The sequence below is a fragment of the Aurantibacter sp. UH7 genome, from assembly GCF_056839165.1.
The window spans coordinates 3,195,999-3,209,085 of the sequence record NZ_CM166388.1; the positions used below are offsets into that span (position 1 = coordinate 3,195,999).

The following is a 13,087-nucleotide window of genomic DNA, read 5'->3' on the forward strand; positions in this document are numbered from 1 at the left end:
AACTATTTGTTAATTACTTTTATAACAGCACTCATACCTGCTCGTAATTTTTCATCTTTTATTTCATTTTCATTAAAAAGAATTTTCACAGGAATCCTTTGCGTAACTTTTGTAAAGTTTCCTGTTGCATTATCCGCTGGAAAAAGTGAAAATTTAGCTCCAGTAGCTGCCGCAATAGATTCTATTTTTCCTGTAAAATGCTTGTTAGAAAATGCATCGATTTTAATTTCGACGTCTTGACCTTCTACCATTTTGGAAACTTGACCTTCTTTAAAATTTGCTACAATCCATAATTCTGAAAAATCTGTTATGGCCATAAGTGGCTGTCCAGGACCAATTACTTGCCCAGCTTCAATCATTTTTCTGGATACTACACCAGACGCTGGGGCTTTAATCTCTGTATAAGATAGTTTTAACTCTGTGTTTTGAACTTGAACCTCGGCGGCTTCAATAGCCGCATCTATACTACTTATCTTTTGAAAGGAAGCATTATACTGGCCATTGGAGGCATTATATTGTTGCTGCGCAGCCGCAACTTGTGAGGTAACGACATCAAAACTGGTGTTGATATCATCGATTTTAGATTGCGGTATGATGTCTTCATTACGAAGATTTGTAAAGCGTACTAAATCTGTGCTTAGTCTTTTTTTCTTTGCTTTTACTACAGCTATATTGGTAAATGCAGCTCGGGATGCAGATTTAGAAGCTTCTACAGCTGCTAAAGCAGCAGCTTTTTCTGCTTGTATTTGTGCTAAACCTGCTTTGGCTTGTGCGTACATTAACTCTATATCACTTTTATCTATACGTGCTAAAACCTGACCTTTTTCAACGAACTCGTTGTCGTCTACTAAGACTTCTAATACTTGCCCACCAATTTTGGGGTTAACTTGATAAATGTGACCTTCAACTTGGGCATTATCAGTTTTCTCATATCTTAAATGCCCAATAAAAAGATAACAGCAGTATACTAACGCAATTAAAAAGATAGATATAATGATTGTTTTCTTCGTGTTTTTTGAATCTTTTGTGTTTTTCATTTCTTTATTACTTAAAAGTTGATTGCCAAATTTTTATTCCTTTTGCTTGTTTTACTTTATACTGAGCTATTATGCATTTGTATTCAGATTCTAATAAGGATAATTGTGCACCAGATAATACTACCTCAGTATCCAATAAATCCAAATTGGTAATTAATTGATTGTCATACTTTTTTCGAGCCTGTTTTACTGCTATTTCGGCTTGATGAATTAATATTTTATTGTTTTCATATTGTATATAGGCGTTCTCTAAAGTTTCTAAGGCAGAAGTTAATTCTGTATTAATTTTTGTATTTACTTCATTTAGATGCCATTTACTGTTCTCCTTTTTTATTTTGGCAATTTGCTGTTCATGTTTTACCTTAAAACCTTGAAATAGGGGAACCGTCACTTTAGCAAATGCAGCATAATTAAATCTGAATTCATCCAGGTCAGGTAAGTATCCATTGTGAAAACCTGTAGTGCCTCCTATAGTTATAAAAGGTAGATTTCCCTTATTTGCCAAATTTTGACCACTAACTAATATGGAGTCTACGTGTTTTGCAATAGCTAGTTCACTTCGAATTTCGTTTGTTTCAAGGGTTTTTTCAGAACGTTGTTTTTCAATATTTAGAACTCCTTTTATTGCTAATTCTTTTGCATTAGGAGACCTCCCCATTAATTCTCCTAAATGATACTTTAGATTGTTTAAAGAATTTTGAAGACTTACTTTTTTATTTTGTGCAGTTGTTATTCTAACATTAGTATTCACTTGGTCAAAACTTGTTGCCAGCCCATTGTCTACAAAACCATTAATCCGTTTTAAATTTCGCTGTAAAGAAGAAATAAGTTGGTTTTGAACATTAATTGCGTTCTCTGTAAATAAAATTGTTGTGAATAGTTCTGTTGCCGCATATGTAAGCTGCTTTTGTGCAGCTTCTAACCCTTCTTCTGAAATTAACTTTTCAATTTTAGATATATTGATAACCTCTTTTGTTCTTCCGAAATCATAGAGTACATACTGTACTCCGGCATATACATTATAATTGTCGTTAGGAAACAAAGGAAGGACTATGGGGTTATCTCCTATGGGTAAGGTTACCTCTGAGACAGGATCTACGTAAGTAAAAGACCCTTCTAAAATCATTTTAGGATATTTATAGCTTTTAGCGACACCTATGTTGGATTGAGCTATTTCAATTTTGCCTTCAGATTGTTTCAATATTGGATTATGCTCTAATATAATCTTCAATACATTTTGTAAAGAGAGAGAATCAGAAGTATTTTGTCCATGCATTATGGATGTTCCAAAAAAGAACAAAATCCCTATAAGTATTTTAGCTTGTGTTTTTTTTAAAGTTTTAATGTTATTTTTCATTTTAGTTAAATAGTATTTAGTAGCATAGTGTACTATATGGTTAAATTTTTTTATTTTAAATTCTTTTCTATTTGATTTAAGACTTCATGAAAGACTGTTAATTTTTCATTAGATATATTACTATGGGCTTCGCTTAACGTATTTTCAATAATTGGCATGAGTTGTTTTTTAATGTTTTTGCCAACTTCAGTTAAATAAATAACATTTGCTCTACGATCTGTAGGATGTGGAGCTCTTTGAATTAACTTTCGCTTTTCAAGACCATCTACAAGTTTAGTTACACTTGTTTTAAATTTACCAACACTTTCTCCTAGTTCATTTTGTGTCTTACCATCACTCTCCCATAAAACAACTAACATTTTAAGTTGTTCTGCAGTGATATCAAAACCTTCTTTTATAAAATTCTGATTTATCTTATTTACCAAAAGCAAAGACACATTACGTATTTTGTAACCACTTGTTTCGTGTAAATTTTTTATCATAATTAAACGGGTTTAATTTATTTTAAGCAAATATAGTATAATTTAGTAGTATAGTGTACTAAATTTTAATATTTTTGACTAATACATATTATTAATGAATATTTTGACTTATTTAGTAAAAATTGTAACCATAATTTAAAGTAATGTATATGAATTTAGCTGTAGCCCAATTTCAACCCAAAGACGGGGATAAGAAGTACAACCTTTCTGTAATTAAAAGTCTCGCAGAGAAAGCAAAATCTATGGGGGCAAACGTTATAAGTTTTCATGAAATGTGTATTACTGCCTATACGTTTACTAAGGACTTAAATAAAGAACAGATATTTAATTTGGCAGAGGAAGTGCCAAATGGAGAAAGTACTCAGGCTTTAATAGAAATTGCTAAGGAATTTGACATACCCATTTTGGCTGGATTAATTGAAAAAGAAAATAATAAAATTTTCAATACTTATATATGCGTAACTAAACAGGGAGTAATTGCAAAATACAGAAAATTACATCCTTTTATAAATAAGTATATGTCATCCGGAAATGAATATTGTGTATTTGATCTTCTTGGTTGGAAATGTGGAATATTAATTTGTTATGATAACAATGTTATCGAAAATGTCAGAGCCACTAGCCTTTTGGGGGCAGAAATAATTTTTGCTCCTCATGTTACAGGTTGTACTCCATCAGCAATGCCATTAAGGGGCTACGTCGAAAAGAAGTATTGGGAGAACAGAGAAACCGACCCCGTATCTTTGAGGTTGGAGTTTGATGGCCCTAAAGGAAGGAGATGGTTAATGCGTTGGTTGCCTGCAAGGGCTTATGATAATGGTGTGTATTATGCATTTACTAACCCAATCGGTTATGATGGAGAGCACTTGAAGAATGGTAATTCTATGATAATTGACCCGTTTGGAGAGGTGTTGTCTGAAATTAAGTCTTTTGAAGATGAAATTTCAATTTCAAAACTTACTAAGGGTAAAATATCACTTTCTGGAGGTTGGAGATACAAACAAGCCAGAAGACCAGATCTGTATCGTGATATTGTTGGAGCCAACCATGATTCTAAAACAATGCCAACTTGGATGAAATAAAAAGTTTAAAAAGGTAAAATGGTAGAGTTTTTTAAAACTAGGAATAGTATAATTTGATAAAGAAAATGAAGAGTATTGCTGTATTTTGTGGGTCAAGTATTGGCGTGAATGAGAATTATGGAAAAGAAGCCTTTAAATTAGGTGCACTATTAGCAAAAAAATCTATTACAATTGTTTACGGGGGTGGTTCTGTAGGTTTAATGGGTAAGCTTGCCGATGGTGCGTTAAATTCTAATGGAATTGTAATTGGTGTAATGCCAAAGTTTCTAATAGAGAAAGAAATAGCTCACAAAGGATTAACTCAATTGATTCAAGTGGATACAATGCATCAACGAAAACGTAAGATTGAAAAAATTTCAGATGGGTTTATTGTTTTACCTGGTGGACATGGGTCTATGGAGGAATTTTTCGAAATATCAACATTGGCTCAATTAGGACTTCACTGTAAACCAATTAGTATTTTAAATGTTAATGGTTACTATGATGAATTAATAAATTTTTCCAAAAAAACAGTATCTGAAGGATTTACTAAAAATACATATCACAATATGTTAATTGTTGATAATGATACTGAAAAATTGCTTGAAAGAATGAAAAATTATGTCCCATCTATTACAGCAAAGTGGGTAACCAAGGATAATATATAATTCTATTATTTACATTAAATAATATTTATTCAGGTGCTAAAAAAATAAAAATGGTGTCTAATAATGAAATCGCACTTAGAACTAATAAAGAATTTGGAATACAAACTTGAATCCTTAGAAGCTGATTCAAGTGATATTCTTTATAAAGCTGAGCAAGGAATAAAATTGTCTAAGTATACATTAGAAAAATTAAGGGATTTAGTCATAAAAAAAACTTTTGAAAATGATTTTTCTGAAATAAACTTCTTTAAAAATTATAAGCCACAAGTTTTTAGTAAACTCATTTATTATGTTAAGCTATTTAATATTGAAACAAAAAGGCCGAGAAGCAGTAAAAAGTCCCAGATAGAATACTTAAATAACCATATCGACAAATTACAAGTATATTTTAATGATAACCTTGAATTTTATCATTATTACCGAAGAGGGGCAACACTTTTAGATGATTTATATTTTTTAAGAGATAAGGCGGATATACGGCTAAATCCTGAAACGTTTCATTTTTTTACTGATAAAGAATTCTCAACCAGTCATGACAGTGCTGTAGCAACAATTTTAGCTTATGATATGCTTATAATCCATCTAAAAAAAGAAACAGATAAATTAGATAATAGTAATGGTATGGAAACAGAAAACGCTTCAATTCAAAAGCAGTCAAGGCTCTTTTGGACCGGTAGTAAAACCGATTTGATTGAATTAATTTATGCCCTACATAGCACCGGAGCAGTTAACAATGGAACTGCTGATATAAAGGAATTGGCGACAGCTTGTGAACAGCTATTTAATGTGGAATTGGGGAATTATTATCATACTTTTATAGAACTTAGGTCTCGTAAATCAAACAATACAAAATTTTTGGATAGTCTAAAAGATGCTTTAATCAATAGAATGAGAGATTCAGATGGCTAATGAAACTTTTAAATTAATATTATTATAAATGAAAACAACTTTAACTGTAATTCTCCTAATTCTTTGCTTTTCTTGCAAAAAGCAGAAAGAATCGAAAAACACTGAAATAGTAAAATCGATTAGTAATGAAGTTCAAATGCCAGAATTTCAAGTTATTATTGATTCTTCTGATGTTAACGGGGCAATTTTAATTTATGACCTAAAAAAAGACATGTATTATTCTAATGATTTTGAATGGTCCAAGAATGGCAATTTACCAGCTTCAACTTTTAAAATAGCGAACTCTATAATTGGACTAGAAACCGGTGTTATTGAAAGTGACAGTACTGTCTTTAAGTGGGATGGAAAAAAGAAGTGGTTAAAAAATTGGGAGCAAGATTTAGTGCTCAGAAAAGCTTTTCAATTTTCATGTGTTCCTTGCTATCAAGAAGTTGCAAGAAGAATTGGGGCTAAAAGGATGAATGATTATGTTCAAAAATTAAATTACGGAAATTTAAAAATCGATTCTACTAATATCGATAATTTTTGGTTGGAAGGAAGATCTCGAATTAGTCAAATACAGCAAATTAATTTTTTGAAAAGACTCTACACCTTTGAACTTCCTATTTCCAAAAGAACATATAAAATAATAAAAGATATTATGCTTATTGAAGAATCGGAACAATTTAAACTTAGTGGTAAATCTGGTTTGTCAAATGATGGAGAGTACTACAATGGGTGGTTTGTTGGGTATATTGAATTAGAAAACAACACTTATATTTTTGCTACAAACTTAGAGCCCAAAAAAGAATTTAAAACTGATTTGTTCATTAAGAAAAGATTGGATTTAACGCTAGAAGCTTTTACTGCGATGAATGTTCTTTAATAAATACCTAAAAAAGTATGAAAATTTTCGATTCTCATTTCCATATTATAAATCCAAAATTTCCTTTAGTAGAAAATAATGGTTATTTACCTCCTGAATTTACTGTTAAAAACTATGTTGAGCAAGTCAAAAGTTATGGAATTGAAGGGGGTGCAATAGTTTCAGGATCATTTCAAAAATTTGATCAAGATTATTTATTTGATGCACTTAATACTTTTGGAAAAAACTATTTTGGAGTAGCAAATATTCCAATGGAAATGACAGATGATGAATTAAACAACTTAAATGAATCTAACATTCGTGCGGTCAGGTTTAATTTAAAAAGAGGAGGTTCTGAAAAATTAGAAAATATGGTTGAATTAGCAAACAAATTATATGATGCTTATAATTGGCATACAGAACTTTATGTTGACAGCAAAAACTTAAAGGAGCTGAAATCCACCCTTGAGCAAATTCCAAAATTCTCGATAGACCACTTAGGACTTTCTAAAACAGGATTAAAGGATTTATATTATTGGGCAGAAAAGGGGGTGAAAATTAAGGCTACAGGATTCGGAAGGTTAGATTTTGACCCAATTACTACAATGAAAAAGATTTATTCAATCAACCCAGAGTCATTAATGTTTGGAACAGACTTACCATCTACAAGAGCAAAAACACCGTTTACATTTAATCATTTAAAAAGTATTATTGATAATTTTTCAGATTATGAACAAGAACGCATTTTATACCAAAATGCATTCGACTGGTATATAAATACCTAGCCTCAATATCTCCCACTACAAACCCACCTTGGGGAATCATGGCATAAAGAAGCTATTCATAAAATTTGCTCAAAATTGTTAATTCGATTTTCCCTTGAATAAGTAAATTACATCAATGTAATCTATTGAAAATGAAATGTTAAAAGAAACCCATAGTGGGTTTGTCTATTGAATAAAGTAGAATTATACTTACCAAATTTGTAGGACGAAAGTCAAATCAATTCAAAGTCGTCATTTAAAAATTATAACAATTGGCGGCTTTGTTTTCTAAAAACAGTTCTACAAATATGGCAGCAACAATTATTACTACGGAAGACCTTCGAGAATTCAAAATGGAACTACTCGATGACATTAAACAACTACTCAACAATCAATCAGGTCATTCTTCTAAAAAATGGCTAAAATCACCAGAAGTTAGAGACCTTTTAGGAATCTCTCCAGGTACATTGCAGAATCTACGAATTAACGGTACACTCCCCTACACTAAAGTTGGAGGTGTATTGTATTATGATTATCAGGAAATCATGCAAGTGTTGGAAAAGAACAGGATTCACAATAAGTTTTAATCCACTTTGGAAGACATTAACTACATCAAACACCTCAATGGGGTGTTTGCGCAATTCTCTAAAGACACGCGCTTAAATCCAACGCATATAAGTTTATACGTGGCGTTGTTTCAAATTTGGAATACCCACTTTTTTAAAGAAGAGTTCTATATCAACCGAGCAGAAGTCATGGAGTTTTCAAAGATTGGTTCTAAGTCTACCTATCATCGTTGCATTAAGGAATTAAGCCATTGGAAATACTTGCTGTACACACCATCTTATAATCCTTTTAAAGGCAGCAGAATCAAGATGTTCGATTTTGGGACAAGTACTGAACAAGCTCTGTACCCAAGTCGTACCAATATCGAGACAAGTAATGGACAAGCATTGGTATCTATAAACAAACATATACAAACTATAGAAAACAATAAAAACTTAAACAAACGGCAAAATTTTAAAAATTCAAATTCTCAGAATTCTAAAACTATTGAGAAACAAGCTGCAACTGTTCCATATCAGGACAACCTAAAGACCTGTTCGGATAAAGATTACAACGAGCCTTTATGAACAACATTAAACCACATATCATTGTTGAAGGAAGTGTACAATATTCACTTGGGAAGTTTGATGGAAGGAATGTGCTTTACGATTTTGATAAAATACTCATCTATCTCAATGCAAAAGGGAAGCTTTTATTTGGCAAAAACTTTAAAATTTATGAAGAAGACCGAGAGATACTTTTTAAGCTGTGTAATTACTTTATCAAAGACGAAGCGAATTGCAAAAAGCTAAACATCGACACTAACAAAGGTATTTTACTTTCTGGTCCTGTTGGTTGTGGCAAGACCAGTTTAATGAAATTATTACGGCATATTGTACCGCACCAAAAGCCCTATAAAATTGTTCCCACTCGGAATATTGCTTTTGCTTTTAATCATATCGGTTTCAAAACAATAGAAGATTATGGTGATGGCCAATACTTTTGTTTTGATGATTTAGGTGTAGAACCTATGGGGCGACATTATGGTAAAGATTGTAATGTGATGGGGGAAATAATTTTATCTCGTTATGATTTATTCGTTGAGCATAAAGTAAAAACGCATTGCACCACAAACCTAAATGCTAAAGAGTTAGAGGAACGATACGGTAATCGAGTACGTAGTCGGATGCGGCAATTGTTTAATTTGGTTGCTTTTGATAAGGGAAGTTTGGATAAGAGAGTATAATCTTATAAAAAGAGTAGTTAATTACGGAAATCCGTAAGAAATTATGTTAAATTTTTTAATATATTTATAGACGATTACAAAGAGAATAAAGTTTGACAAAGCTAATGAGTATTCATTGGCTTTTTTGTTATATAAAAACTAAAGTATGGTAAGGAAAATTAGAAATTGTTTCTTGAGTTATCATCATGATTATAACCAAGTCTATGTAAAGAAGCTACGTCAACTCAAGCAAGGAATGAAAGTGGCAGATTATTCACTAAAAGAGGATATATCTGAGTATACAGATGAGGAAATTTATAAGGTAATAAGGAATAAGATGAGAGCTTGTTCTGTTACAATAGTGCTTATAGGTGAGCGCACAGGACATAGGAAATGGATAGATTGGGAGTTATGGGCATCTCTTAGAGGTTATAAAAATAGTAGGAACCCTAAACGGTCTTTTAGACCTAAAGGGTTGTTAGCTATTTATTTACCAACAGCTAGTCACTCTGTACCTGAACGTTTACAAGCTAATATTGATTCTGGCTATGCAGTCTCAATGAGGTGGAAGAATATTGACCGCGATTTAGAAAGCAAAATCAATTACGCAATATGGAAACGAGATAATGCTAGCCACGAGATAAAAAACAATTTAGAACGCTTCGAAAGAAACGCCTTTAACTTTTTAGGCTTTAGATTATAATTATGGCAGGCATTAATAGAGCACTTAGTTTAAATGAGTCACAAGCTAGAAAAAATTTAGCGAGTAGTGTGAAATGCGTTTTTATAAGTCATCACAAAAGTGATTTAGAATATTGTAAAAAAGTGGCTGCATATATTATGAAAGCTGGCATTGATGTTTATTTGGATGAGTATGATTACGATTTAAAACACCAAGTACAAACTAACAATCCAGCTGGTGTTGTTCGTTGTATTAAAAAAGGTATCAACAATAGCTCGCATATGCTCTGTGTTATTTCACCTAGTACAATTTATTCTAAATGGGTCCCTTGGGAAATAGGTTATGGATATGATAAAACAAAGTTAGGAGCTTTAACATTAAAAGGAATTACGGCAACTGCATTACCAGATTATATTAAAACTGTACCGATTGTAAGAGGCACAAAATCTTTAAATCAATACATTTCAGATATAACGGGGTATAGTGAAGACTATCTTGAGAGATATAATTATATAAATAAAAACAGTACAATGAGTCACTCACTAGACGAAATTTTGGATTGGCAACTTTAAAATAAAAAGCAAGAATCATGGAGTATTTAATATCAAAATTATCTTTTAGAGCTGATGGAAATCTTATTGAAGATGTACTAATTAGTCCAACAGATGGTAAATCAGTTAATGACTTTGAAACTAAGGATCGTAATTGGTTAGTTAACGCATATAATGTGGGTCATACAATAGGAGGCATATTTAAAAGTTCAAATGGTAATTGGTTTAAAAAAGAAAGTTTCAGAATGGAAAATGGCTATTTTAAATGGGGCTATGGCCTTCCTAAAAACATATCTAAACGTAATGTATTCGTGAGTTATTATCACAATGACGACCAAGATAAAAGAGATGAGTTTGAAAAAATTTTTAATGACCTTATTATTGACCAGTCAGTAAAATTAGATGATATTGATGATGAAAATAGTGATGATTATATCCATAGACTCATTAATGAAGGTTTTATGAAAGATGCAACGGTTTTGGCTGTTCTTCTTGGTCCAAATACAAAATGCCGTAAACACGTTGATTGGGAAATTGGTGGAGCGCTTAATAAAAAAGTTGGAGATAGATATGCTGGCTTATTAGGGATTAGACTTCCATCTCACCCTGATTATGGTTTAGGTGAAACATACAACGAAGCTAATTACTCTGAGAGATTTTATGCGAACGTAGAATCAGGTTATGCAGTTGTGATTGATTGGACTGAAAATAGGCTAAAGTTTCAAAATGCGATGGAATTAGCATTTTACAGAAAGAACAATGATTCTGATAAAATTGTAAATATAGCAATACCAAGATTAACCGAAAATTTATGCGAATGAAAAAGTTTAAAAGCCCACTATCAATATATGTCTTATGGCATCCGGATTTTAAAGAAGGCAAAGAATATGCAAAAAGTATATACAATACTTACAGCGGTGAAAACGGTAATGTTACCCACGCAAAATATGATATACCAGTTCATTATAGAACACACTCTCATAATAAGGAAACATTTGCTAAAATACCATTTTCAGAATCTGTTAAAAATGCACTTATCGTTTTGGTAGATGAGCATATGTTTAATGATTCTAATTGGACAATAGCTATAAATGAGGTATTAAAATCAAAACCAGCTAATACTAGAGTATTTCCTGTGTCTTTTAGCGATTATGCTTTTAGTATTAATGAAGTGTATTTAAGTCCAATTCAATTTATTAAAACGGCTCAAAAAAATCCAAATACAGGTAATGATATAGAAAGTAATAATAAAATAATTAAATACAGATTACTAGAGAGTATTGCTAAGTTTTTATTTAATGTAAAAGATGATTATGATACAAACGAGCATAGTGATCCACCTATCAAGCTTTTTATTTCCCATGCCAAACATGATGGGGAAGATTTAGCAATTCAGTTTAGAAATCACATATATAGTAACACAAAGCTTAAAGCATTTTTTGATGCTAATGATATTGCAGATGGCCACCAATTTGAACAGGAAATAAAGAAGCATATTGACTATTCTGCATTTGTGATATTCAACACAGATGAATATGCAAACAGAGAATGGTGTAGAAAAGAAGTAATTATTGCAAAGCGCTACAGATGCCCAATAATTGGTGTGATGGATATTAAGAAAGGAGAAAGAAGGAGTTTTCCGTATAGTGGAAACTTTCCTACCATCATATGGAATAACAATTTTGAAGAAATCATAAATCTAATTTTATCTCAAGTTATAAGTGATAAATACAATGAGCTTTACTTAAAATCAATAGTTAAGATGTATGACCTTGAAAAAGAGTACAGTTGTTTAGTACTCCCAAAGGCACCAGAATTATTTAATTACATAGACATAGAGAATTTCAAAGAAGAAAAAGAAGAAGTTAAATCTCTTATTGTTTTGTATCCAGATCCACCGATAGGAATAGAAGAACTTAGTTTATTAAATGATGTGGATAAAAAAATCAAATTCTTAACACCGCTACTGTTACCAACTTATATTCCAGAGCTATGAAAAAAGAAAATAAAAAGAAAGTAACTAACAAAGACTTAGATAAGTTCGTCGCTAGTGAAATAAAGGATACATCCAAAGAAAAAGAAATTCATCTTTTTGATGGTCAGAATATAGCAATTTCTATAAGTGATAGTTCTGAAATAGAAAATTTGGGTTTCTCTTTAGAGCATCAAACAAACTTAATAACAGAGATAACACGGTTTTTAATAATTCATGGTAGTAATCTAGTCTATGGTGGTGATTTACGTCAAAATGGATATACGAGATTATTCTCAAACTTAGTGCATCAATATAGGCCTAGTAAAGAAGCAGGGGAATTATTTTTCAAAAATTACTTCAGTTTTCCCATTCATCTTAATCTTAAAACTACAGATGTTTTAGAGTTTAAAAAAAATGGCGTTTTACCCGTTACTGTGAAGCCACCATCTGGTTTAGGTATAGATGAGTCAAAATTCTATATTCCTGAAGGAAAAGAGAACCTATTTATATGGGCTGAAAGTCTAACAAAGATGAGACAAGAGATGCAAAGTAGTACAGATGCAAGAATTTTCACAGGCGGAAGTATGTCAAATTTTAAAGGTAAATACCCTGGGCTTTTAGAAGAATCAATCTTTGCATTACAAAGTGATACACCTGTTTATTTTATGGGAATATTTGGAGGTGTAACATCTAAAATAATAGAAGGTCTTAAAGGAAAAAAACCTCAAGAACTAACTTTTGAATGGCAATCATCTCAAAACGAAAGTTACAAAGAATTTGTAGATTACTATAATTCTAAAAAGAGTGAAGATAAAATTGATTATAAGTTAAGTACTCAATTCTTAAATGAATATACATTAGAACGTTTGAGTGAAAATAATGGTTTGACAGTTGATGAAAATAAACGTCTTTTTCAAACTATTCACTCATCAGAGATTATTTTTCTAATAATGAAAGGTTTAAAAATAAAACTGGGCTCTTAATAT

General features: G+C 31.4%; 16 protein-coding genes. 13 read left to right on the forward strand and 3 right to left on the reverse strand.

The annotated features are described in order from the left end of the window. Window positions 1–2: 2 nt before the first annotated feature. The 3 genes from UH7x_RS13455 to UH7x_RS13465 are packed head-to-tail and all read right to left on the reverse strand — an operon-like array spanning window position 3 to window position 2,876. Window positions 3–1,037 carry an HlyD family secretion protein gene (locus tag UH7x_RS13455; RefSeq protein ID WP_482360443.1) on the reverse strand — a complete coding sequence of 345 codons (1,035 nt, stop codon included), beginning with the start codon at window positions 1,035–1,037 and terminating at the stop codon, window positions 3–5. A gap of 7 nt (window positions 1,038–1,044) precedes the next feature. Next, window positions 1,045–2,394, reverse strand: coding sequence for a TolC family protein (locus UH7x_RS13460; RefSeq protein WP_482360444.1), 1,350 nt, complete (start codon window positions 2,392–2,394; stop codon window positions 1,045–1,047). 50 nt (window positions 2,395–2,444) lie between these two features. Beyond that, complete coding sequence (locus UH7x_RS13465) at window positions 2,445–2,876, reverse strand: MarR family winged helix-turn-helix transcriptional regulator (RefSeq protein WP_482360445.1); 432 nt, start codon at window positions 2,874–2,876, stop codon at window positions 2,445–2,447. A gap of 149 nt (window positions 2,877–3,025) precedes the next feature. On the opposite strand from UH7x_RS13465, the gene UH7x_RS13470 reads away from it, so the two are divergent. The 13 genes from UH7x_RS13470 to UH7x_RS13530 all read left to right on the forward strand — a co-directional run bounded on the left by UH7x_RS13470 (window position 3,026) and on the right by UH7x_RS13530 (window position 13,084). Continuing rightward, on the forward strand, window positions 3,026–3,958 hold the full coding sequence (locus UH7x_RS13470; protein WP_482360446.1) for a nitrilase family protein: 933 nt from the start codon (window positions 3,026–3,028) through the stop codon (window positions 3,956–3,958). 65 nt (window positions 3,959–4,023) lie between these two features. Further along, on the forward strand, window positions 4,024–4,605 hold the full coding sequence (locus UH7x_RS13475) for an LOG family protein (RefSeq protein WP_482360447.1): 582 nt from the start codon (window positions 4,024–4,026) through the stop codon (window positions 4,603–4,605). A gap of 93 nt (window positions 4,606–4,698) precedes the next feature. Then, window positions 4,699–5,514, forward strand: coding sequence for an RteC domain-containing protein (locus UH7x_RS13480; protein WP_482360448.1), 816 nt, complete (start codon window positions 4,699–4,701; stop codon window positions 5,512–5,514). A gap of 28 nt (window positions 5,515–5,542) precedes the next feature. Beyond that, entirely contained in the window at window positions 5,543–6,379 is an 837-nt protein-coding gene (blaOXA, locus tag UH7x_RS13485) for a class D beta-lactamase (RefSeq protein WP_482360449.1), read from the forward strand. A 17-nt stretch (window positions 6,380–6,396) separates the two neighbouring features. Beyond that, on the forward strand, window positions 6,397–7,143 hold the full coding sequence (locus tag UH7x_RS13490; protein ID WP_482360450.1) for an amidohydrolase family protein: 747 nt from the start codon (window positions 6,397–6,399) through the stop codon (window positions 7,141–7,143). Window positions 7,144–7,430: 287 nt separating this feature from the next. Continuing rightward, a complete protein-coding gene (locus UH7x_RS13495) occupies window positions 7,431–7,709 on the forward strand; it encodes a helix-turn-helix domain-containing protein (RefSeq protein WP_482360451.1) in 279 nt (92 codons plus the stop codon). A gap of 168 nt (window positions 7,710–7,877) precedes the next feature. Beyond that, a complete protein-coding gene (locus tag UH7x_RS13500) occupies window positions 7,878–8,255 on the forward strand; it encodes a hypothetical protein (RefSeq protein WP_482360452.1) in 378 nt (125 codons plus the stop codon). Then, window positions 8,252–8,914 carry a P-loop NTPase family protein gene (locus UH7x_RS13505; RefSeq protein ID WP_482360453.1) on the forward strand — a complete coding sequence of 221 codons (663 nt, stop codon included), beginning with the start codon at window positions 8,252–8,254 and terminating at the stop codon, window positions 8,912–8,914. Before UH7x_RS13500 ends, UH7x_RS13505 begins: the two co-directional genes overlap by 4 nt. A 145-nt stretch (window positions 8,915–9,059) precedes the next feature. Next, entirely contained in the window at window positions 9,060–9,596 is a 537-nt protein-coding gene (locus UH7x_RS13510; RefSeq protein ID WP_482360454.1) for a TIR domain-containing protein, read from the forward strand. Between the two features lie 2 nt (window positions 9,597–9,598). Continuing rightward, window positions 9,599–10,147 carry a toll/interleukin-1 receptor domain-containing protein gene (locus UH7x_RS13515; RefSeq protein ID WP_482360455.1) on the forward strand — a complete coding sequence of 183 codons (549 nt, stop codon included), beginning with the start codon at window positions 9,599–9,601 and terminating at the stop codon, window positions 10,145–10,147. 17 nt (window positions 10,148–10,164) lie between these two features. Further along, the gene (locus UH7x_RS13520; RefSeq protein WP_482360456.1) at window positions 10,165–10,947 is read left to right on the forward strand and encodes a TIR domain-containing protein; all 783 of its coding nucleotides are present in this window, start codon (window positions 10,165–10,167) and stop codon (window positions 10,945–10,947) included. Then, entirely contained in the window at window positions 10,944–12,122 is a 1,179-nt protein-coding gene (locus tag UH7x_RS13525) for a toll/interleukin-1 receptor domain-containing protein (protein WP_482360457.1), read from the forward strand. Before UH7x_RS13520 ends, UH7x_RS13525 begins: the two co-directional genes overlap by 4 nt. After that, window positions 12,119–13,084, forward strand: coding sequence for a hypothetical protein (locus UH7x_RS13530; RefSeq protein WP_482360458.1), 966 nt, complete (start codon window positions 12,119–12,121; stop codon window positions 13,082–13,084). Before UH7x_RS13525 ends, UH7x_RS13530 begins: the two co-directional genes overlap by 4 nt. The last annotated feature ends 3 nt before the right edge of the window (window positions 13,085–13,087 follow it).